This is a genomic window from Corynebacterium sp. L4757, from assembly GCF_043673995.1.
Taxonomy (GTDB): Bacteria; Actinomycetota; Actinomycetes; order Mycobacteriales; family Mycobacteriaceae; genus Corynebacterium.
The window spans coordinates 95278-115357 of sequence record NZ_JBIMEN010000002.1 but is presented as its reverse complement, the minus strand read 5'-3'; the positions used below and the strand labels follow the sequence as shown (position 1 = coordinate 115357).

Here is a 20080-nt window from a genome sequence, read left to right as displayed (position 1 = left end):
TGACCGGAACGTTACACCCGGACACGCTAGACGCAGAAGCGCTAGACGCTGGCATGCTAAACGCGGACGAGCATCTTTCCGATATTCGCCCCACGCATCATGTCTAAGAAGGCCTCCACGGTGTTCTCTATACCCTCCACGATGGTTTCGTCATAGACGATTTTTCCTTCAGCGAACCATGCGGACATTTTCTCCCGGAACTCCGGAGCAATGTGCAGGTAATTGGCAAGCGTAAAGCCTTCGAGCTTCAGACCGCGGGTGATGATATTAGCCATATTATCCGGACCAGGCGTGCGGTCAGTGGAGTTGTATCCTGCGATGGCGCCACACAGGGCAATGCGCCCACCGTCGTTCATTACGTCCAGCGCCGCTTCCAAGTGATCACCGCCGACGTTATCGAAGTACACATCCACGCCTTCCGGCGCGGACAGCGCCAACTGCTCACGAACGCTTACTTCCTTGTAATTAAAGGCCTCGTCATAGCCATACTTCTCAGTCAGCAGCGCAACTTTTTCCGCAGAGCCGGCTGAACCAATTACGCGGCCAGCGCCCAGATGCTTGGCAATCTGACCAACGGCAGTACCCACCGCACCAGCCGCGCCAGAGACAAAGACCGTGTCCCCTTCCTTCAGACCCGCGATCGCCGTCAGCCCGACATATGCGGTAAGCCCCGTCATTCCCACAATATGCAAGTGCACGGACAATGGCTGACCTGGAATCTCCGGCACTGGGCGGAAAGTCTCAGCATCCGCTTGAATGACATCCGTCCAACCATGCTGGTGCAGAACCGGCGTACCCACAGGTAAAGAGTCAGATGCTGACTCAACCACACGGCCAACCGCACCACCAGTAATGGTTTCTCCCAGGGCAAAAGGAGCGACATAGCTACGCGCATCATTCATGCGTCCGCGCATATAAGGATCAACTGAGACAAACTCATTGCGGACCCGCACCTGCCCAGGCGCAAGCTCGCCATACTCCACCGTGGCTACACGGAAATCATCATGGGTAGGCCATCCGCTGGGACGGTTCATGAGTTGGATCTGTGTGCTCATAGAGTTTGTCATTTGCTTAAACTTCCTAAAATTTCCGAATTGATGTGGATTTACAGCACCAGAGATATCGCGAGGAGCACAACACCGACAGCAGGAATCACACCTTGCTTCAACGCAGCGCCCCGCTTATCAGCACTAGAAATGAACAGAATAGCGGCCGCTGCCACCATAGAGCCCGCGCCAACAAAAATCAGAGTCGCACCCACTGCTTGGTTGCCCAAGCCCAGAAAGACCGCCCCGACGAAGACCGCAATAGCCAAAAAGAGGTTATAAAGGCCCTGATTAAACGCCATCTCCTTGGTGTTTTCCGCATCCTGCGCAGACATGCCGAAGAGCGCACGTACACGATCGCTAGTCCACGCGAGAGATTCCATGTAGAAGATATACACGTGGATAAGGGCAGCTAGCCCGGTGAGAACAACTCCGGTGATAAGCATGGCGGTGGCTTTCTGGCAATTGCGACAATCTGCGGCCGCTTATTGAACTGAACGGTTCAAATATATACTGAAACGGTCAGTTCAGCTAGTCTGCTGGTAACTACCATTGGCAAAATCACGAGGAAGTACCCGAATGTCACGCACTGCAGCATTTGATAGAGAGGCCGCTATTAGGGCAGCTCGTGACGTATTTTGGCGCGATGGATACGCAGAAACCGCGCTGCCAACGCTGGAAAAGGCAACTGGGCTGAACCGCTCGAGCATCTACAACAGTTTTGGTTCCAAGCGTGGGCTTTTTGATGCCGCCGTGGACAACTATCTGGATGAAGTAGTTCGTCCCCGCCTGCGCCCTTTGCATGCTGATGTCGTCGCTGCCAACGCGCTCAACGACTACCTCACAGGATTAAGCACAGCTTTTGAAAACTTCGATCCCGCTCCCGGATGCCTATTGGTCAACGCTTCCGGTTCCAGCCTGGTGCTCGATGCGGAAGTTACTCGGGTTATCACCGACTACTTAGAGGAGCTCCGCCGGGCTGTCGAACGCGGAGTAAACGCAGCCCTCCCCGAGTTGGAGCCACTTGAGGCACAACGGCGAGTCGATGCCGTCGCAGGGCTCATCATCAGTGCCTTCACACTGGTACGACTTAACCCCGAGTCAGCCATCCAAACGCTGGATACCGCACGAGCCCTCATTGAACCGAATCGCTAGCTCTCCCGCCCCTCGCCTAACGCTCCGCTCCCAGGCCACGCGTCATGCGACCACTAGACGCTAAGCCTAGAATTCAAGGGAAACTCAAAGGATCGAAAAATCCCCCGGCAACCATCGGTGTGAACCAATAGTTGGCGGAGGATTTTTGAAATTAAGCTCTAAATTACTTGAGCTCGACGGAAGCGCCAGCTTCTTCCAGCTTAGCCTTAGCAGCCTCAGCGTCGTCCTTGTTTGCGCCCTCGAGGATAGCCTTAGGTGCGCCCTCAACGAGCTCCTTAGCTTCCTTCAGGCCCAGGCCGGAAACGATTTCGCGAACAGCCTTAATAACGCCGATCTTCTTTGCGCCTGCATCGGTCAGGACAACGTCGAACTCGTCCTTCTCCTCAGCAGCGCCAGCGCCTGCATCAGCACCTGGTGCAGCAGCAACTGCAGCAACTGGAGCAGCAGCGGTTACGTCGAAGACCTCTTCGAATTCCTTAACGAACTCAGAGAGCTCGATGAGGGTCATTTCCTTGAACGCTTCAATGAGCTCGTCCTTGGTGAGCTTAGCCATGGTAGGCATCCTTTCTGTAAACGGATTCTTCACAATCCGATTGCGTGTGGTTTATGTTGCGCACGATGTGTGCGACTTAAGCTTCCTTCTTCTCCTGCAGTGCAGCCGAGAGGCGTGCAACCTGAGAAGCAGGGGCGTTGAACAGGCCAGCGGCCTTTGCCAAGTTGCCCTTCATAGCGCCAGCCAGCTTTGCGAGAGTGGTCTCGCGGTTGTCCAGGTCAGCGATAGCCTTAACTTGGTCAGCAGACAGTGCGCTGCCATCCATGTAGCCAGCCTTAACAACGAGTGCTTCGTTGTCAGAGCTGAACTTCTTAATGACCTTTGCAGCGTCAACTGCTTCGCCCTTAATGAAGGCGATAGCGGTTGGGCCAGTCAGGTGCTCATCAAGGCCTTCGATGCCAGCTTCGTTGGCAGCGATCTTGAAGAGGGTGTTCTTGGCGACGGAGTAATCTACGTCAAAGCCCAGGTTGGTGCGCAGCTCCTGGAGCTGTGCAACAGACAGGCCACGGTACTCGGTGATAACGATGGAGTCAGATTCTGCAATCTTCTCCTTCAGCTCAGCCAAGTCAGCAGTGTTCTTTGGGTTTGCCATTTTCTTACTCGCCTCCTTTCAAAACATCTCTTATATGTTCCGCCGGAGCCTTTGAGATGCATAACATCAAAAAAGCCCCGTGCAAGAGCACGAGGCCACACAATCAAGTCTTTTAGACTCTGTAGTGCAACAAGTGTCTCCTGCGTGGGCTGCCCCAGTGAGTGCGGGGACCTTCGATCTGATTATTGCTCAGATAACCTACGGTCTTCGGTGAAACTTGAGCACGAACCATTTAAAGGTTCGTTCAAACTTCGACGCTTACTTTAACCGCCCACTACCATATTTTCCAAATCGCGGTTTCATTCCCCGCACATAACGCCGCGTTGCCCACCTTTGCACGACCCCCGCTGGACCGCTAAATAACCGCGCTAACCACCAGGAATGCTGCGAAAACGCCACGCATCTGCCAATAACTTCGCCTTCCAAATTCATCTCAATAATGAAGGCTTCCTCACCGCATTCTATGTGTCCATACTCAGTGCCATAGACCAGAACGGCCTGCCGAGTACCGTCCTCCCCCTCAGTCCGCGAGGCCGAAATAATCCGACACGGTGACACCGTTGGCCCAAAGTGCAGCTGCACAGTGCTTCCCTGCTGAGGCTTCCCGACCACACGCACTCCTACTGCTTTATGCGCCCGCCATGCAAAGAGGTTGTCCACCGCGCACTGGAAGTCCTGCTCCCCGTGTCCAATTACCTGCGCATAATCCACAACGTGCCACGGCTTCCCCGGTTCCCACGTCCCCGCGGTCAGGCACACGCTCGCCCCCACCATGTCGCGGGGGTAGGAAAGATTATGTGCCCTCCCCACATCGGCTTTCTCCATTAATCCTCCCAACAAGCACAGCTCCACGGTGAATGCCGTTGCCCCGATACTATCCGGCAGCATCCAAACACTCACCAGGATCGCAAAAGCGCCCCCACACAAATGGAGGCGCTGAGCGTTAGCTAGAAACTAGCAAGACAGAGTGTCTAAATTACTCTGCGAAGTTCTTCTGTACAGAACCATCGACTGGGATACCAGGACCGTTGGTGGTGGACAGGGTGACCTTCTTCAGGTAGATGCCCTTGGAGGAAGATGGCTTGATACGCAACAGCTCTTCGAGCAGTGCGCCGTAGTTCTCAGCCAGCTTCTCAGCATCGAAGGATGCCTTACCGATCATTGCGTGCAGGTTTGCAGCCTTGTCAACGCGGAAGGAGATCTTACCGCCCTTAACGTCAGCAACAGCCTTAGCAACGTCAGCGGTAACGGTGCCGGTCTTAGGGTTAGGCATCAGACCACGTGGGCCCAGGACACGTGCAACACGGCCAACCTTAGCCATCTGGTCTGGGGTTGCAATAGCAACGTCGAAGTCCAGGTTGCCAGCGTTGATTGCCTCGAGCAGTGCTTCGGTGCCAACGATGTCAGCGCCTGCTGCCTCTGCCTCGGTAGCCTTCTCGCCTTCAGCGAAGACAGCTACGCGGACATCCTTACCGGTGCCGTGTGGCAAAGAAACGGTGCCGCGAACCAGCTGGTCTGCCTTACGTGGGTCAACGCCCAAGCGGATAGCAACATCAACGGTTGCGTCGTAGTTCTTGGAGGAGGTTTCCTTAGCCAGCTTGGCTGCCTCGATTGGACGGTACAGGCGGCCAGCGTCAACGAGCTCAGCTGCTGCCTTGTATGCCTTGGAGTTCTTGCTCATTTAAATCAAATCCTTATTGATAAATGTGGTGGATTGTTGTGGTTTTAGCGGGCCGGAGCTGGCCCTGCCACATGAAATTGTCTTACGCAGGAGCGCCGTCAACGGTGATGCCCATGGAGCGAGCGGTACCAGCGATGATCGCTGCGCCAGCCTCGATGTCACGAGCGTTGAGGTCTGCCTTCTTGGTCTCTGCGATTTCCTTGCACTGATCCCAGGTGACGGAGCCAACCTTGTCGGTGTGTGGAACGCCGGAGCCCTTCTTCAGGCCTGCAGCCTTCAGCAGCAGCTTTGCTGCTGGTGGGGACTTCAGGATGAAGTCGAAGGAGCGGTCTTCGTAGACGGTGATTTCTACTGGGACAACGTTGCCGCGCATGGATTCGGTTGCAGCATTGTATGCCTTGCAGAATTCCATGATGTTGACGCCGTGTGCACCCAGTGCAGGACCGACTGGAGGAGCTGGGTTAGCAGCGCCTGCTTCGATCTGCAGCTTGATGAGGCCAGAAACCTTCTTCTTCTTAGGAGCCATCGAATTACCTCTTTCCGTGATACCGGAAACACATCACGATGAATAACGTGTCCCGTCCGGATGCCACCTTCGTGGCCACCGGGGAGTTGAATGAAAAAATCGGCGTGCGTAAAAAAATTACACACGCCGACTAACACTAATCTAGTAACTAGGTATTACCCAAATTAGCTTACGCGCTCAATCTCCGTTGGGGACAGCTCGACTGGGGTCTCACGGCCGAAGATGGATACCAAGCCGACCATCTTGCCAGTTTCTGGGTCGATCTCGGAGATGGTCGCAGACACGGACGCGAATGGGCCGGACAGGATGGTGACTGCCTCGCCAACTTCGTAGTCGTGCGCGTACTTCTTGGCTGCTTCCTGCTCTGGCATGGAGATGACCTGCTCGCCTTCAGCGGCATTCGCTGCAGCTTCGCCTGCCGATGCCGCGCCTTCCTTAGGCAGCAAGAATTTCGCAACGTCGCGGTGCTTAACTGGGGTTGCATTGCCCTCATTGCCCACGAAGCTGGTAACACCTGGGGTATCGCGAACAACCGACCACGCGGCATCGTTAAGCTCCATGCGAACAAGGACGTAGCCCGGAAGCAGCTTGCGCTTCACCAGCTTCTTCTTGCCATCCTTGTTTTCAATGACCTGCTCAACTGGAACAACCACGTCGAAGATGGAGTCTTCTACTTCCAGGGTCTGGGCACGCATGTCCAGGTTAGTCTTCACCTTGTTTTCATAGCCAGCGTAGGACTGGATGATGAACCACTGGCCAGGAAGCTTCTTCAGCTCCTTGGTGTACTGACGCAGACGGCGACGGTAGTCAGCTTCTGCTTCCGACTCGCCTTCAACTGCTGGTGCCGCTTCACCCTCAATAGCCGGTTCATCCGTAGCAGGAGTTTCACCGTGTTCGTCCTCGGCATTTTCATCCAGGACATCAGTGGTCTCAGAGTCGGCCACAGCTGCACCGGCATCGTCGAAGCCGGCGGCTTCAGCTTCTGCCTCGTATTCGGCGGTAACTGCTTCGGTCTCAGCGTCTGCTGCCTCTACCGCTTCAGCGGCCTGGGACTGCATGGATTCAATGAAAGCCTCGCCAACATTGTTGCCTTGGGATTCGTTGTTCTCTGCGTTGTTCTCGGTCATAATGTGCTCCATCTTCAATAAATTATCCCGCTGTTCCACGGGAAGGAACTAGCGGGATGATAGTGAACTTATTAGCCACTCTACTGCAAAAGCGTCACGTGGCACAACGTTAGCTAGCGGTTAGTTAACCAGTACTGCTTCTACGCCCATACCAACGAGGGTATCGACGCCCCAGACCAAAGCGGTCAGGATGATGAGGAAGGCGAAGACCACGATGGTGTACTGCACCATTTCCTTTGCGGTCGGCCAGACGACCTTCTTAATTTCGGTAACGACCTCAGGCACGAACGTTGCTACGCCGCCGCCTGGCTTGCTGTCACCTTCGCCGCCCTCAACGCGGACTACACGCTTGTTGCTGTATGCATCGGTTGACGTCTCAGCTGCGCCAGACATTTGGCGCTTACCTGTAGGGCGTTGTGCCCCCGTATTGTCAGTCACAGCGAGAATGCTCCCTAATGAAAAGTGCTAACTAAAAATCTTGCCAGATCTTGCGAACTTGAACGAGTCTATCAAAGCCCACCATAGCGATAAAAGTTTAGGCCCAGCCGGTTGGCTGGGCCTAAACTTTAAAACTGTGGCAGGGGCGACAGGACTCGAACCTGCAACCTACGGTTTTGGAGACCGTTGCGCTACCAATTGCGCCACGCCCCTTCGAGACGATGGTTATATTACCATCAGTCATCTTCTGGGATATAAAAAGCACCTGATAGACACTTTCAACCCGGTAGCGATGGCGAGAATTGAACTCGCGACACAGCGATTATGAGTCGCTTGCTCTACCACTGAGCTACACCGCCAGAGGCCATTTACTGACCCCGGCCGAAACCGTAGCCATAAATGAACAGAGCCCCCTGACAGAATCGAACTGTCGACCTTTTCCTTACCATGGAAACGCTCTGCCGACTGAGCTAAGGGGGCTTAGCTTCTTTGATTATACGCTTTCGCGCTCTCTCTGAAGCCTTGAAAAGATTAACCCGAAACGACATACAAACACAAATCGCCAGTTAAACCATGTTTTTCTCCGCATCTGATCAGCCCACAAATGGTCTTGAAATACGGCGTCCATCCCCGCCCTAGACTGGCTTGGAGTAGAAATGCTCTGGGCGCCCTGTTGCGCCATAACGAAGACGCACCTGCACGATTCCCTGACGAGCCATCGAAGCCAGGCGCCGCTGCGCTGTAGCCCGGGACACTCCGGCTGCTTCTGCCGCCGACTCCGCTGAATACTCACCATCACCCAAGGCATCGAGCAATAGTTGCTCCGTCGACGACCCCGTCACCGCTGCCGCCCTGGGCGTTGACCCCGCTGAGATTTTCCTACCGACGGTCCCTTCGCTCATCGTCGGCGTTATCGTCGTCTTCGCTTTCGCTTGGTTCCTCGGCATCTCTGAGCGCAACCGCCTCGGCGACTCCATCGATGACTCCCGCATCAATGACAGCATCGGCGGCGCCCCCAGTCGGTGGCTCCGCTGGCGGTTCTGGCTCCCGGAACACCGATGACAAGACCCCACACTCTGGCGGTCCTAACGGTGGCGGCGCAGCCACCGAGGTCCGTGAAAATAAGGTCGAACATCACCTCTCTGCTAACGCTCTGGAGGAAGAAGATCCACACGATGGCCTCACTGACACCATGTTGGATTCTCACCGCGCGACGCTTCGCCCGAAGCTAATTTGGTTCAACCTGATTTTGACCATCATCGTCATGGTCGCGCTCATCGCAGATATTTTCCCGCTGGCATTCATCTTCATGGTCGCCACTGCTTTGGCATTAACCGTGAACTTCCCCAAGGTCAAAGACCAAGCCACGGAGATGCTCTCACACACTCTTCTTCAATCGTTGGCGTGGGTCTCCATGGCTATTGCCGCAGGCGTCCTCGTGGGCGTGTTCTCCGGCACGGGCATGGTCGATGCCATGGCCTCCTGGATCACCTCCGTCATCCCGATCTCCATGGGTTCCTACCTCGCCGTCATCACCGGCCTGCTGTCAATCCCAATGACGTTCTTCATGTCCAACGACGCCTTCTACTTCGGCATCCTGCCGGTCCTCGCCGAAAGCGCCTCCCGTTTCGGTATCGAACCTGTCGAGATGGCCTGTGCCTCCATCACCGGCCAGCCAGTGCACATGCAGTCGCCTCTGGTTCCCGCCATCCTGCTGCTGGTGTCTTTGGCTAAGGTCAGCCTCGGCGATCACCACAAGAAGGTCCTGTGGCGCGCTGTGATTGTCTCCCTCGCGATGCTGGCCTCCGGCGTCCTGTTCGGAGTCATCCCACTCTCCGCCTAATCGCTTGAGCCCCCACACGCCGGCCCCGGCATCAACACCGTGAAGGCCGGCTTACCCCCCAAGCTCAAGCAAACCGCATCCGCAGATGCGAAAAGACCTCATCTGAATCTCTCAGATGAGGTCTTGTGTTGTGCCAGGTAGAAGATTCGAACTTCTGAAGGCATACGCCGGCGGATTTACAGTCCGCTTCCTTTGGCCGCTCGGACAACCTGGCAAGCACTACTTGGTGCGCTTCAATACTCTACTATGAGCACCCACAGTTAAAGCAAATCGGCAGGTAAATCACCGCTAAAGCGGGCGATTTACGGGAGAACGATGAGCCGCGAAAGCGGTTTACCCCACGCGTGCAGCAGTAAACGTTGCCAAGCTCAACAACGCGCGAGTAGCCGCAGTATCAGGCAAGCCAGCACACTCGGCAGAGACGATGTCCAGGTAGCGCTGAACATCCTCCAGCGCGCGCTCACGACCATTTGAAACGCGCAGCAGCTCCAAGGCTTGCTCAACCTCAGCATCGGTCTGCAAAGGACCAGTCAGCAACGCACGCAAGCCCTCCCCGGCCTCAGAGTCCTCCTCCAAGGCATAGAGGACGGGCAAGGTAAATACGCCTTCACGCAGGTCTGTGCCTGGAGTCTTACCGGACTCATGAGACTCGGAGTAGATGTCAATGATGTCATCAACAATCTGGAAGACCATGCCAATCGCACCGCCAATAGTGCGCAGGGCAATCGCATGCTCCTTCGAGGCACCACCGTGATAGGCGCCAAGGTAGCCAGCGGAAGCAATCAGCACCGCGGTCTTTTCTTTGATGACCTTGGTGTAATGCTCAATTGGATTGGCTTCACCCGCGCCGATGGTCTCGCGCATCTGGCCGGTAACTAGCTCTTCGAACGTCTCAGCAAAATGCTCAACAGTGTGGGTATCCAACTGACTCATCAGGCGGGATGCGTGCGCGAGCAACGCGTCACCCGCCAAAATAGCTACCGAGTTATTCCATCGTGAGTTCGCCGATTCCACGCCGCGGCGACGGTCCGCCTCATCCATCACGTCATCGTGATAGAGAGTTGCCACGTGCACCATTTCCACAACGGTGCCCGCTTTGACAACATTCTCGCTGCCCGCTGCGTTGCCATACTCGGACGCTAAAAGAGCCATGATGGGTCGGAAACGCTTGCCACCAGCCTCAGATAAGTGCTGTGCTTTGTCGGAAACAAAGGTCTCACCGCGGTTGGTTTCATCGTGCAGCAAGCGTTCAACGGCGGCAACGCCGGCAGCAATGCGATCATTGAGCTGGTCATCCCCCAGATCCACGGCGTGGTTGCTCATTGTTAACAAGTCCTTGTGCTCGATAAAACTAAATTTAGACAAACAATAACCGTAGTCGAACTAAGACGCATAACCCACTTCAGGGTACCCGCATGCGACAATAATCAGCATGGTTGAGCTTTTTGATGTTGCTGTCATCGGTGCGGGCCCATCGGGGGCGGCCGCTGCTTTGCACTCTGTGCGCCGCGGTTTCGATACGATTTTGATTGATTCTGCGACATTTCCGCGTGATAAGACCTGCGGCGATGGACTTACCCCACGTGGGTTGCACCAGCTTAACAAGCTTGGCGTTGCCGTCAATGAAACTTACCGCAATAAAGGCTTAAAACTTCATGGATTCGGCACTTCTGCGACCGCGCCGTGGCCAACAACGTATCCATGCGCCGAGGGCACAGCGTTGCAGCGGGAAAAGTTGGATGCATTACTTGCCGATGCCGCCCGTACCGCCGGTGCCACCCTTCTAACCGGAACTCCGGCCACCGACCCGATATTAGAGGGCAACCGGTTGGTGGAATTTAGTGTGGGCGATAAGCAGATCCGTGCACGTGAAGTCATTATCGCTGATGGTGTGCGCTCACCCTTTGGGCAGCAGCTGGGACGCATCTGGCACAAAGATGAGGTCTTTGGCATTGCTGCACGTTCTTATTGTGATTCTCCTTATTCTGATGAGCCGTGGATGCACTCACACGTGGAGTTACGTGATGAAGATGACGTCGTTCAACCTGGCTATGGCTGGATTTTCCCGATTGGTGATGGCTCAGTCAACCTTGGCTGTGGTGCACTTTCGACTGCGAAGCGCCCAGCGAAGGTCAATACCAAGAAACTGCTTGCGCAATACGCCAGCCAGCAGCGCGAACAGTGGAAACTCGGCCCTGAGAAATTTGTCACATCAGCTGCCTTGCCGATGGGAGGTGCGGTCTCCAATGTTGCTGGCGCCAACTGGATGATTATTGGTGACGCCGCCGCATGCGTGAACCCGCTCAACGGCGAAGGCATTGATTATGGCCTCGAAACCGCTGCCCTCGCAGCCGAGATTTTGGGCACAAAGAAAGACCTCACCTTGGTATGGCCAGATCTACTCCGCCAAAACTATGGTGAGGCCTTCATGCTTGCACGGACCGCCGCACGCGTGCTGACCTATCCGCAATTCCTGCCTATCGCGGGCCCGGTTGGCCTGCGCGGCCCCATGCACATCGCAGCGCGGCTCATGGGCAACCTCATAACTGACGAAGACCGCGACTTCACCGCGCGACTATGGCGTAGCGCTGGCTCCATCGTCGCTACTGCCCGTGCAGGCTCCCCGCTGTGGGACTCGAAGCTCTAAAGCCTTGACCGTCTAAGGCTTGACCGCAGAATGCAGAGCCACGATTCCGCCGGTGAGATTCTGCCAACCAGCTTCGGACCAACCATTGCGGTTGATAATCGCCGCGAGCTCTTCCTGCTCTGGCCACGCACGGATGGATTCCGCGAGGTAGACATAAGCATCCGGGTTCGAGGATACAAAGCGCGCAATCGGCGGCAGCAGGCGCATCAAGTATTCCTTATAGAAGGTACCGAAAACCGGGATGACGGGCTTGGAAAACTCCGCTACTGCTAAACGCCCACCAGGCTTGGTCACGCGAGCCATCTCACGCAGACCGAGCTCAAAGTCGTGGATATTGCGCAGACCATAAGAGATGGTCACCGCATCAAAGGTGTTATCGGCAAAAGGTAACTGCATGCCATCACCAGCCACCTTCGGCACGTTGCGGTCAGTACCGGCGGCAAGCATGCCACGAGAGAAATCACACGCCACACACCATGCACCAGACTTGGACAATTCCACGGTGGACACGGCGGTACCAGCAGCCAAATCAAGTACCTTTTCACCGGGCTCCAGATTCAGACGCTGACGCGTACGCTTGCGCCAACGGCGGTCTTGCCCAAAGGACAACACGGTGTTGGTGATGTCGTATTTTTCCCCGACGGCGTCAAACATGGACGCAACATCGACGGGCTTCTTGTTTAAATCTGCCTTTTTACCCACGCACACAAGTTTAAGCTACGCGCGCACCCAGAGCGCGAGCAGCCCACCGCGGCAGTTCCGGACGCTGGCCAAGGATGGTCAACGGCACCTTACGGGTAGATTCCAGCACTTCCTCGTAATAGCCCATCAGTTGACAGCACAACGCATCCCACGTCTTATTCTCAATCGAGGCACGAGCACGAACGCCGAATTCTGGATCATTAATGGCATCGACCGCCGCGGGTAGATCCTCAACGAAGGTGTCTACCTCCAGCAGGTAGCCGTTATAGCCTTCATCAATCAGATCAACGGGCCCGCCAGCGCGTGGACCGATGGTGGGAACGCCAGAGGCTTGAGCTTCTTGAATCGCCTGACAGAAGGTCTCAAACTCACCGGCATGAACGAAGACATCCAAAGATGCATATGCATGAGCAAGGTCTTCCCCGCCGAGTGCGCCGGTAAATACTGCAGTGGGCAGCTGTGCTTCCAGAAGTGGACGCTCAGGCCCATCACCGACGATGACTAACTGAATATCTTTACGGTCATTAAGTGCAGACAGACGGTGCACGCCCTTTTCCGCAGCGAGGCGACCAACAAAGCCGACAATCTTCTTCTTAGCGCTTGGGTCCCACTGCCGGCGTAGTTTCTCAGAGCGCTTGGAGGGATGGAAACGCTCGGCGTCCACCCCGCGTCCCCAGTGGCGCACGTTTTTAATGCTGTGCTTTTCTAAGTCGTCGATAGTCAACGAGCTGGGCGCCAGAGTCATCTGACAGGAATTGTGGATGGTGCGCAGCCACTCCCAGACGCCAAATGCAAGCGCTGATGCGTGATACTTAGTTGCGAATCCCGCGACATCTGTTTGATAAAGCGCGACTGCTGGAATGCGCAGCTGACGCGCGGAAAAAGCCCCCGCTGCACCGAGCACGAAAGGGCTAGCCAAGTGAATGATGTCCGGTTGGAATTCTCGCAGTTCACTATCCACCACCGAAGTAGGGACGCCCACGGGCAAAGAGTCGATGAGTGGAACCTTGACTGTGGGCACGCGGCGAATCGGGAACCCCAGATAGTCCGATACTTCCTCTTGGCCATCACGTGCGCCGGGTGCGATAACGAGTGCTTCATGGCCTTCCGCATGCAGGTGCTCAAGCACTCGCAAGACCGAATTAGTCACGCCATTAATATTTGGCAGGAAGGACTCTGCAACAATCGCTACACGCATAATCTCTCATCTTCGGCGTAAAAGGTTATCTTTGCGTAAAATCTGCACGAAATCGTGGAAAATTTAGCGTGCAGCATGCGCACCCGTGCCCCATACTAGCCATGAGTTTTGGTTTTGGTGCCACCCTTACGGTAGTTGACCAGCCACCATACACCACCCGCTATGAGTGAGCTCACAACCGCAACGGATATCGCCGGAATGATGGACAATGTCCATTCGCGGCCCTCAACTTTGACTAGTTCCGGATTATCGCCTGAATATGTCACCCAGACCTGCTGCCCGGGGGCCAGTCCTGTGGGATACAGCAGCCCCGTCGACGGCTGGTAATAGATTCCCTCGGCGTCCTGGTATTCCACTGCGGTGCGCATCCAATCAACGCCGGTAATGGTGCCCAGAGCACGCTGCGGGTCAGCGTTGATCTTCTGGTCATTAATGAAAGGACCAATCACCATCGCCGCAGATCCCAGCAGTGCGGCAGCATACAGTGCCACAATCAGCTGGTTGATGCGGCGGCGGAGTCTAAAACGCATTCTTGGAAGAAATCTCTTCGTGTAGTGCCCTGCGCGAGCTGCGGTTCACGCGGGCTTCCACAACCGTAATGCCCACGGCAAACTCTGCGAGCTCTGCCATCGTATCCAGTAATTCTTGGGCGGTGTCGGCGCGACGGTAGTCCAAGCCGAGGCCTTCAACGATTGGTTCAATGTCCACATCATGTGGGGTGCCAAATGCCTTCTCGAAGTCCCCACGCAAGGAGTTGTGTCCGGTCTCTAACGTTTCAAAGATGCCGCCGCCATTGTCATTGGCGATGACGATGGTGAGGTTTTCGGGACGGACTTCATCCGGTCCGATGATTAGGCCCGTTAGATCATGCAGGAAAGTGATGTCGCCGAGGAGTGCCACGGTGCGAGGTGCACGCGCGACATCGCGCTCGCGGCCTTGGATACCAATGGCGACGCCGATGGCTTGCGACAGCGAACCATCGATACCCGCAGCACCTCGCGCGGAGAAGGCATCAACACCATCAAAAGGCAAGCCCACCAGGGCCATGTCGCGAATCGGATTGGAAGAGCCGATAAAGACGGCATCGCCCACAGCGAGTGTATCGGCGACCGCAGCTGCCGCGTGCAAACCGGTAAAACCGTGGTCATCGTTTTCTAGTGCTTCACGCACGGCATCGGAACCAGCCTTCGCAGCGCCATCGCAAATCTGCATCCAATCGCTGGTTGGCTCCCCCGTTACTTTCACGGTGGTGCCAATGCGCGCGTGTTCCCCACGCGGGTTGGTGACCTGAGGAGTGCGTGAAAGACACACGAGATCCACGTCGGGGTCAGAGATCAATGCCAGCACATCACGGTGCAAAGTAGGATGGCCCACCACAATGACCTGGTCCACACGCGTGTTGACCACATAATCATTGGCCGAGACCTGGTCTTTGCGGAAGACGCGCGCGGCTGCTGGGTGCACCGGGTAATACGGTGCTGGCGCGGTGGGCTCAGCAATGGTCGGGACATCTTCCAGTCCCTCCACTGGCCAGGCTTCATCACCGGCAATCACCAAAGTATTACGCCTGAGGTCTACCTCGACCTCACCGTGGTTAACCCACCCTGCGACAGGTGCCCGCTGTTGAGTGATATCACTGGGTTTATCCAAAGCAGAATCACTCAACAAAGGTGCATCTAATTCCACGTTGATGTGTACCTGACGCTTGGAGGTAAATGCCTCTGCCATCGCAGGGATGTCCATGGCTTCGCTCACCTGAATCGTGTCGGCATAAACACCGAAAATGCCCTGCTGCTCAATGGTCTGGGAAGCGCCGGTGCCCACCAAGCGTTGCGGACGGTCAGCGCTCACAATAGCGAGCGGCACATGACTGTAATGAGCTTCAATCATGGCTGGCAATGTATTGGCCACCGCGGTGCCCGAGGTCATCACCACAGCCACGTGGCGTCCAGATACCCGTGCCAGACCCAGCGCCAAAAATGCGGCGGTGCGCTCATCAATGCGGGTATGAACGCGAATGTCCTCGCGCGCCAGAAGCGCCAAAGATAATGGCGAATTCCGCGAACCCGGGCACAGCACCACATCGGTGACATGCCTGGACAATTGCGCGGCGACGGCTTGTGCGAGAACTAAAGACTGCGAATCCATGTCTCTAATCTACTGTGTGTGGCAAATCAACTAATGCTACTGCCCAAAAATGTCATTGACCCAGTCTTCAACGTCTTCTGGATCTTCCGGAACCTCCGGCAAATCAGAGAGATCCGGCACCGGGCTATCAGTCACCGTAGAGGTTTCGGTTTCAGTTTCCGTGACCGTTTCGGTCTGCATCTCAGTTTCAGTTTCCGTGACCGTTTGGGTTTCGGTCACCGGTGCTGGGTCAGGCGCATTCGCCTCTTCGACGGAAGTGCGCCACAGAAAGAGCAATGCACCAGCTGCTAGCAGAGCTAGCGCCGCAATCACGCCCAACGTAACTGTCAGACCCTTGCCGCTGCTTTCACCAGCAGGTGCTTGCTGCCCATAGCGCTGTTCATCATTGGGGAAGTTATATTGCTGCTGGTATTGCTGCTGCTCATAGTTTGGCTGCTGCGGCTGCTGGTTTGGGTCGTCATCGCCGGGGAAATATTGCCGTGGTCGATCATTCATGGTGTAACAACCTACCGGCAACCGTGTTCCGAAAGCCAAGCCTGGGCTGAGGCCATTGCATCATCCACCTGATGATCAGGCGCAATGGGGTCATCGCCATAAACCTGACCATTCCGGTCCTTATCCTGCGCGATTGTCAGCATTAAATAGCTGCCATCCGGATAATCATAAACGGTATTTGCCGTGGCAAACCCCGCGGTCGGTTGACCAAAAGACACAGCATTTTCCAAGCCTTTAAACGCCAACATGGTAGCTTCGCCCGACGATGCAGTCTTTTCATCCACCAGCACAGCGATGGGGATATCGGTGTTTTTCTCTGCTTCCACGCTGAGTGCTGTGCCACCGCCGGATACCGAGGTACCATCGACGGTCACGGCGCTCTCAGTGTAGGGAGAGTGAAAGAACATGGCGTCGCCATCGGGGAGTAATGGCGAAAGACCTGCCACCATCGGCCCCATGTCACCGCCAGTATTGCCACGCAGATCCACCACGGCGCACGTGGCATTCTGCACGCCTTCGGCAATGGTGTCAGCGTAGGCCTGCACATCAGCGTTGCGGTTAACCGCTGGCAGCGTCGCAACAACCATCCCTCCTTGGCGCTTAATAGTTGGCTGCTCATCGGTTTCGATGTCTTCGGATTGGGCCGCGGATTCCTCCGGGGTAAACAGGCTGGAGTGTTTGCCGCCGGCGGCTTCTACTGCTTTACGTAGTGGTTCGTAGAGCTCCTCGCGGGTATTCGCGGATTCAATCGCGGCTTGGGCTTCGACCTTCGCGCGGGCGAATTCTTGCGAATCCGCGTGAATGCCTTGGGTCTCTGCCATGGTAAGCACCGAATTACCGTAGCGCTTAGGGCTATCGTGGCCTAAGAATATCGGCTTGCCCGTGTACATGGCACCCACGGTGGGGCCAAGGAAATACACGGCAGCTGCGATTGCCGCAAGGAGAAGCACAGAGACGGAAAGTACTATCTTCTTAACCATTATCGCGTCCAATCTCGAGGGTGTTTGTCCGAAGCGGTTCCACAGCGACGATGGCGATGAGCGTCATCAACCAACCAATGCCTAAGAACGTAATCGCCATGGCGACGCGGCCTAATACATTGACGTCGGCTAGGGCTCCGGCGAGCATTGTTGAAGCAACCAGCACGCCGAAAGAGAAGCCAATAAGTGAGACGATGATGATGGGACCAAGCGTTTCAGCGATCTGCGCGCGCAGGTAGAAGCCACGGTTGACACCGATTAAGTGCAGCGAGCGATTAAGGCTGGCCTGTTCAAAGATGTGTGAAGACAGGCTCAAGAAGATAGCCATTGATGACAGCACGAAGCCGAAGCCCAAGGTGAGCAGCCCACCGGTGGTGACATCGCCGAACATCATATAGGTGCCGCGTTCTTCCTGGATGAGGCTTGCCAGGCCGTCATTTCCAAATGGCGAAATGATGAGGAAACCAGCAATCACGCCAAAGAATGCAGTGGAAGCACTGCGGCGCCAGGTGGTCTTCGCATCTGCGACGATTCGCTGGCTTGCCACAAAGTGTGCGTTGCCGGGCAATAGCGCCAGCATGCGGTAGATAACCTGCAGTACAAACGGGGCGAGCCAATTGATCAGCAGCACGTTAACCGCGATTACGCCTGCGACAATAGCCATTGCGAATGCGCCGTCATCCATGCTGGTGTTGCGCACCAAAAGCAGCGTGCCGATGGTCACCACCGCAAACATGATAGGGCCCCGGTATTTAAGCGCCGGCGGCATTTCCTTGCGGGTCACGCCAAGGGGCGAGACACGCACGCGCTGCATACCGGCAATTGATGCGCCAACAGCCAGCAGGAAAATCACGGCGGCGACCACCGCGTATCCCCACCACGGCAAGATGAGCTCAGCCGCACCAATAGACACTTCCTGGAAGGTGAGATTGCTAAACACAGGAACAAGTAGGAAGCTAAGCAGCCCGCCGAGAACAATGCCGATGATTGCTTGGACTGCGGTCTCCAACATGGTCATCCGCGTGATATCGCCAGATGACAGCCCAATAAGGCGCAGGGTGGCCAGACGCTTTTCGCGTCCCGATGCCCCCAGCACCGCGGCCTGGGCGGTCAGCGAAAAGATGGTTGGTACCAGGAATGCACACGCAAACAGCGCGAGCACAACCCATGGCGCCATGACTCCGTTTTGCAGCTCAGGGCCGGCATCATCAAGCCCGAGTGCTTCCATAACGACCTGAAAGTCTTCCGGACGCTGCGCCCGCTCATAAAACATCCAGGTGCCACCGGCGACGAGGAAAGCAACGGTGGAGCTTACGGTCAGGCTCATAATCGCCAAGAGCGTGACCACGCCGGTGCCGGTGCGGGTGCGCAGCGCGGCTTTATGCAAATCCAGGACCAAAGTGCTGGTCTTCATCGTGGTGCTCATCGGCGGCCTCCTACCAGTCGATCGTCGTGAATGATGCCGTCGCGGATTTCGATACGGCGCTCCATCCAGTCGGCCACGCGCGCATCATGCGTGACCATCACTAGGGCTGCGCCGGTGCGCTGCACGATGGCGGTCATCATCTGCATGACCTCATGGCCAGTGGCTTGGTCCAGCGCGCCAGTCGGCTCATCGGCAAAAATCACCGATGGCGAGGTGACCAATGCGCGGGCAACCGCGATGCGCTGTGCCTGGCCGCCAGAGACCTGACCCGGGCGACGGTCCATCAGCGTTCCCAATCCCAGCTGGTCCAGTAATTCTTGTGCTTTCGCCCGCGCTTTGGCGCGCGAGGTGCCGTTGAGCATCGCTGGCAGCGCGACATTATCTATCGCGGAAAGCTCGGGCAACAGCTGATGGTCTTGGAAGACAAAGCCGAAATCCGAAAGGCGGGTACGGGAGCGGGTGGCATCAGGGGAATCGGAAAGCACGTGCTCTTTGAACACCACCTTTCCCGACGACGGCGTGAGCACGCCCGACATGCAATGAAGCAGCGTGGACTTGCCAGAGCCCGACGGTCCCATGACAGCGACGGTCTCACCGGCGCGAATATTGAGCGTGATTCCAGACAGAACAGGTGCGCCACCAAAGTCTTTGGTGACGTCATCAAGGTGCAGTAAATTTTCCATGTTCACTATTTCACTCGGATGGCCAGATATAAACCATGGTGCCAGCGTTGCACTTTCCGGTAGTGCTAGCACTACCTTGGGAGCGCTAGGCCTGGCCGCGCTACGCTGGGCTGCATGTGGTTTAAGCGCGGACAACGCACATCAGCTTCAACTTATGAAGAAGCCCAAGCTCAGCGCATTGCTGAGCTGACCAAATCCCGGCGCGCTATTGCTGATGCCTATGAGGTTGAGCGCCAACGCATTGAGCGCGACCTGCACGACGGCACGCAGCAATACCTGGTGGCAGCGTCGATCAAACTTGGAGAGGCCCTGCTCGATGCCCCACCGGAATCAGCAGAGCTCATCAAAACGGCACAGCACGATCTCAACCGCGGGCTCGAAGCACTGCGAAAAACCGTACGCGGTATCCACCCGCAAGTCTTGGCCGAGCGCGGACTGGTGGCCGCGGTCAAAGACATGGCTGCCGGCTACGGCCCACACGTCATGGTGGCTGCGCCGCATCCATTGCCGAAGCTCTCCCCCAGCGTGCTGGCCTCCGGCTATTTCTTCTGCGCCGAGGCTTTAACTAATGCCGCGAAATACGCGCCGGGCGCGGATGTCTCTGTCTTATTGGTTGCCGATGAGAATCTCCACATCACAGTCGTTGACCAAGGCCCCGGCGGTGTGCGAATGGTAGAAGGCGCAGGGCTCGCGGGCATGCGCGATAGACTCGATGCCTTTGGTGGATGGTTGGAAATCACCTCTCCAGCAGGTGGGCCCACCAGTTTGTCCGCGCGGATTCCGCTATTGGTTGAACGCGGTACCCCGACTTTCACACGCCACGATGAGGAAGGAAAATAG

At 56.2% G+C, this 20080-nt stretch carries 22 protein-coding genes, 4 tRNA genes and 1 pseudogene; 4 read left to right on the top strand and 23 right to left on the bottom strand.

Going from position 1 to position 20080, the window contains the following annotated elements:
* Positions 1 to 56: 56 nt before the first annotated feature.
* Positions 57 to 1055 (bottom strand): NADP-dependent oxidoreductase, encoded by a 999-nt coding sequence (locus tag ACG98I_RS02965; RefSeq protein WP_394718256.1) that lies wholly within the window; start codon positions 1053 to 1055, stop codon positions 57 to 59.
* A gap of 50 nt (positions 1056 to 1105) precedes the next feature.
* On the bottom strand, positions 1106 to 1492 hold the full coding sequence (locus ACG98I_RS02960; RefSeq protein ID WP_394718254.1) for a DUF1304 domain-containing protein: 387 nt from the start codon (positions 1490 to 1492) through the stop codon (positions 1106 to 1108).
* Positions 1493 to 1625: 133 nt separating this feature from the next.
* Here ACG98I_RS02960 and ACG98I_RS02955 point away from each other — a divergent pair, with 133 nt between their 5' ends.
* Positions 1626 to 2201, top strand: a complete 576-nt coding sequence (locus tag ACG98I_RS02955; protein ID WP_394718252.1) for a TetR/AcrR family transcriptional regulator — start codon at positions 1626 to 1628, stop codon at positions 2199 to 2201.
* Positions 2202 to 2364: 163 nt separating this feature from the next.
* Here the strand turns inward: ACG98I_RS02955 and rplL are convergent, their stop codons facing one another.
* From rplL to ACG98I_RS02900, 11 genes and pseudogenes are all read right to left on the bottom strand, one after another.
* Positions 2365 to 2754 carry a 50S ribosomal protein L7/L12 gene (gene rplL, locus ACG98I_RS02950; protein WP_394718250.1) on the bottom strand — a complete coding sequence of 130 codons (390 nt, stop codon included), beginning with the start codon at positions 2752 to 2754 and terminating at the stop codon, positions 2365 to 2367.
* A 76-nt stretch (positions 2755 to 2830) separates the two neighbouring features.
* Positions 2831 to 3346, bottom strand: a complete 516-nt coding sequence (gene rplJ / locus ACG98I_RS02945; RefSeq protein ID WP_394718248.1) for a 50S ribosomal protein L10 — start codon at positions 3344 to 3346, stop codon at positions 2831 to 2833.
* 258 nt (positions 3347 to 3604) lie between these two features.
* The gene (locus ACG98I_RS02940; protein WP_394718819.1) at positions 3605 to 4120 is read right to left on the bottom strand and encodes a DUF1990 domain-containing protein; all 516 of its coding nucleotides are present in this window, start codon (positions 4118 to 4120) and stop codon (positions 3605 to 3607) included.
* 202 nt (positions 4121 to 4322) lie between these two features.
* Positions 4323 to 5027, bottom strand: a complete 705-nt coding sequence (gene rplA, locus ACG98I_RS02935) for a 50S ribosomal protein L1 (protein WP_394718246.1) — start codon at positions 5025 to 5027, stop codon at positions 4323 to 4325.
* An 82-nt stretch (positions 5028 to 5109) separates the two neighbouring features.
* Positions 5110 to 5553: a 50S ribosomal protein L11 gene (gene rplK / locus ACG98I_RS02930; protein WP_394718244.1), complete on the bottom strand. Its 444-nt coding sequence runs from the start codon at positions 5551 to 5553 to the stop codon at positions 5110 to 5112.
* Between the two features lie 164 nt (positions 5554 to 5717).
* Complete coding sequence (gene nusG, locus ACG98I_RS02925) at positions 5718 to 6680, bottom strand: transcription termination/antitermination protein NusG (protein WP_394718242.1); 963 nt, start codon at positions 6678 to 6680, stop codon at positions 5718 to 5720.
* Positions 6681 to 6800: 120 nt separating this feature from the next.
* On the bottom strand, positions 6801 to 7118 hold the full coding sequence (gene secE, locus ACG98I_RS02920; RefSeq protein ID WP_394718240.1) for a preprotein translocase subunit SecE: 318 nt from the start codon (positions 7116 to 7118) through the stop codon (positions 6801 to 6803).
* Positions 7119 to 7255: 137 nt separating this feature from the next.
* Positions 7256 to 7331: transfer RNA gene (locus tag ACG98I_RS02915), tRNA-Trp, on the bottom strand.
* 74 nt (positions 7332 to 7405) lie between these two features.
* Positions 7406 to 7477: transfer RNA gene (locus tag ACG98I_RS02910), tRNA-Met, on the bottom strand.
* 48 nt (positions 7478 to 7525) lie between these two features.
* Positions 7526 to 7598: transfer RNA gene (locus tag ACG98I_RS02905), tRNA-Thr, on the bottom strand.
* Between the two features lie 155 nt (positions 7599 to 7753).
* Positions 7754 to 7954 (bottom strand): annotated as a pseudogene (locus ACG98I_RS02900) (helix-turn-helix domain-containing protein); the annotation flags it as partial.
* 23 nt (positions 7955 to 7977) lie between these two features.
* On the opposite strand from ACG98I_RS02900, the gene ACG98I_RS02895 reads away from it, so the two are divergent.
* The gene (locus ACG98I_RS02895; RefSeq protein ID WP_394718238.1) at positions 7978 to 8961 is read left to right on the top strand and encodes an SLC13 family permease; all 984 of its coding nucleotides are present in this window, start codon (positions 7978 to 7980) and stop codon (positions 8959 to 8961) included.
* A 131-nt stretch (positions 8962 to 9092) separates the two neighbouring features.
* Here ACG98I_RS02895 and ACG98I_RS02890 read toward each other — a convergent pair.
* Both ACG98I_RS02890 and ACG98I_RS02885 read right to left on the bottom strand, forming a co-directional pair.
* Positions 9093 to 9175: transfer RNA gene (locus tag ACG98I_RS02890), tRNA-Tyr, on the bottom strand.
* Between the two features lie 119 nt (positions 9176 to 9294).
* Positions 9295 to 10284: a polyprenyl synthetase family protein gene (locus tag ACG98I_RS02885; RefSeq protein WP_394718236.1), complete on the bottom strand. Its 990-nt coding sequence runs from the start codon at positions 10282 to 10284 to the stop codon at positions 9295 to 9297.
* A gap of 109 nt (positions 10285 to 10393) precedes the next feature.
* Here ACG98I_RS02885 and ACG98I_RS02880 point away from each other — a divergent pair, with 109 nt between their 5' ends.
* A complete protein-coding gene (locus tag ACG98I_RS02880) occupies positions 10394 to 11608 on the top strand; it encodes a geranylgeranyl reductase family protein (protein WP_394718234.1) in 1215 nt (404 codons plus the stop codon).
* Between the two features lie 12 nt (positions 11609 to 11620).
* On the opposite strand, the gene ACG98I_RS02875 is transcribed toward ACG98I_RS02880, so the two are convergent.
* The 8 genes from ACG98I_RS02875 to ACG98I_RS02840 form a co-directional block, all read right to left on the bottom strand.
* The gene (locus ACG98I_RS02875; RefSeq protein ID WP_394718232.1) at positions 11621 to 12310 is read right to left on the bottom strand and encodes a demethylmenaquinone methyltransferase; all 690 of its coding nucleotides are present in this window, start codon (positions 12308 to 12310) and stop codon (positions 11621 to 11623) included.
* Positions 12311 to 12320: 10 nt separating this feature from the next.
* Positions 12321 to 13508 carry a glycosyltransferase family 4 protein gene (locus ACG98I_RS02870; RefSeq protein WP_394718229.1) on the bottom strand — a complete coding sequence of 396 codons (1188 nt, stop codon included), beginning with the start codon at positions 13506 to 13508 and terminating at the stop codon, positions 12321 to 12323.
* A 95-nt stretch (positions 13509 to 13603) separates the two neighbouring features.
* Positions 13604 to 14038: a DUF3592 domain-containing protein gene (locus ACG98I_RS02865; RefSeq protein WP_394718227.1), complete on the bottom strand. Its 435-nt coding sequence runs from the start codon at positions 14036 to 14038 to the stop codon at positions 13604 to 13606.
* Complete coding sequence (gene menD / locus ACG98I_RS02860) at positions 14028 to 15656, bottom strand: 2-succinyl-5-enolpyruvyl-6-hydroxy-3-cyclohexene-1-carboxylic-acid synthase (RefSeq protein ID WP_394718225.1); 1629 nt, start codon at positions 15654 to 15656, stop codon at positions 14028 to 14030. The genes ACG98I_RS02865 and menD overlap by 11 nt, the downstream gene beginning before the upstream one ends.
* Before the next feature lie 36 nt (positions 15657 to 15692).
* A complete protein-coding gene (locus ACG98I_RS02855; RefSeq protein WP_394718224.1) occupies positions 15693 to 16151 on the bottom strand; it encodes a hypothetical protein in 459 nt (152 codons plus the stop codon).
* A gap of 11 nt (positions 16152 to 16162) precedes the next feature.
* A complete protein-coding gene (locus tag ACG98I_RS02850) occupies positions 16163 to 17131 on the bottom strand; it encodes a S41 family peptidase (protein ID WP_394718222.1) in 969 nt (322 codons plus the stop codon).
* Entirely contained in the window at positions 17124 to 18557 is a 1434-nt protein-coding gene (locus tag ACG98I_RS02845; RefSeq protein ID WP_394718220.1) for an FtsX-like permease family protein, read from the bottom strand. Before ACG98I_RS02845 ends, ACG98I_RS02850 begins: the two co-directional genes overlap by 8 nt.
* Complete coding sequence (locus ACG98I_RS02840; protein WP_394718218.1) at positions 18554 to 19240, bottom strand: ABC transporter ATP-binding protein; 687 nt, start codon at positions 19238 to 19240, stop codon at positions 18554 to 18556. Before ACG98I_RS02840 ends, ACG98I_RS02845 begins: the two co-directional genes overlap by 4 nt.
* Before the next feature lie 114 nt (positions 19241 to 19354).
* Between ACG98I_RS02840 and ACG98I_RS02835 the strand changes: the two genes are divergently transcribed.
* On the top strand, positions 19355 to 20080 hold the full coding sequence (locus tag ACG98I_RS02835; RefSeq protein ID WP_394718216.1) for a sensor histidine kinase: 726 nt from the start codon (positions 19355 to 19357) through the stop codon (positions 20078 to 20080).

Bases quoted from the DNA above. Each gene is read 5' to 3' on its own strand.
- ACG98I_RS02965 (WP_394718256.1), bottom strand. From the start codon at position 1,055: ATGAGCACACAGATCCAACTCATGAACCGTCCCAGCGGATGGCCTACC.
- ACG98I_RS02960 (WP_394718254.1), bottom strand. From the start codon at position 1,492: ATGCTTATCACCGGAGTTGTTCTCACCGGGCTAGCTGCCCTTATCCAC.
- ACG98I_RS02955 (WP_394718252.1), top strand. From the start codon at position 1,626: ATGTCACGCACTGCAGCATTTGATAGAGAGGCCGCTATTAGGGCAGCT.
- rplL (WP_394718250.1), bottom strand. From the start codon at position 2,754: ATGGCTAAGCTCACCAAGGACGAGCTCATTGAAGCGTTCAAGGAAATG.
- rplJ (WP_394718248.1), bottom strand. From the start codon at position 3,346: ATGGCAAACCCAAAGAACACTGCTGACTTGGCTGAGCTGAAGGAGAAG.
- ACG98I_RS02940 (WP_394718819.1), bottom strand. From the start codon at position 4,120: ATGGTGGGGGCGAGCGTGTGCCTGACCGCGGGGACGTGGGAACCGGGG.
- rplA (WP_394718246.1), bottom strand. From the start codon at position 5,027: ATGAGCAAGAACTCCAAGGCATACAAGGCAGCAGCTGAGCTCGTTGAC.
- rplK (WP_394718244.1), bottom strand. From the start codon at position 5,553: ATGGCTCCTAAGAAGAAGAAGGTTTCTGGCCTCATCAAGCTGCAGATC.
- nusG (WP_394718242.1), bottom strand. From the start codon at position 6,680: ATGACCGAGAACAACGCAGAGAACAACGAATCCCAAGGCAACAATGTT.
- ACG98I_RS02885 (WP_394718236.1), bottom strand. From the start codon at position 10,284: ATGAGCAACCACGCCGTGGATCTGGGGGATGACCAGCTCAATGATCGC.
- ACG98I_RS02880 (WP_394718234.1), top strand. From the start codon at position 10,394: ATGGTTGAGCTTTTTGATGTTGCTGTCATCGGTGCGGGCCCATCGGGG.
- ACG98I_RS02870 (WP_394718229.1), bottom strand. From the start codon at position 13,508: ATGCGTGTAGCGATTGTTGCAGAGTCCTTCCTGCCAAATATTAATGGC.
- ACG98I_RS02865 (WP_394718227.1), bottom strand. From the start codon at position 14,038: ATGCGTTTTAGACTCCGCCGCCGCATCAACCAGCTGATTGTGGCACTG.
- menD (WP_394718225.1), bottom strand. From the start codon at position 15,656: ATGGATTCGCAGTCTTTAGTTCTCGCACAAGCCGTCGCCGCGCAATTG.
- ACG98I_RS02855 (WP_394718224.1), bottom strand. From the start codon at position 16,151: ATGAATGATCGACCACGGCAATATTTCCCCGGCGATGACGACCCAAAC.
- ACG98I_RS02850 (WP_394718222.1), bottom strand. From the start codon at position 17,131: ATGGTTAAGAAGATAGTACTTTCCGTCTCTGTGCTTCTCCTTGCGGCA.
- ACG98I_RS02845 (WP_394718220.1), bottom strand. From the start codon at position 18,557: ATGAGCACCACGATGAAGACCAGCACTTTGGTCCTGGATTTGCATAAA.
- ACG98I_RS02840 (WP_394718218.1), bottom strand. From the start codon at position 19,240: ATGGAAAATTTACTGCACCTTGATGACGTCACCAAAGACTTTGGTGGC.
- ACG98I_RS02835 (WP_394718216.1), top strand. From the start codon at position 19,355: ATGTGGTTTAAGCGCGGACAACGCACATCAGCTTCAACTTATGAAGAA.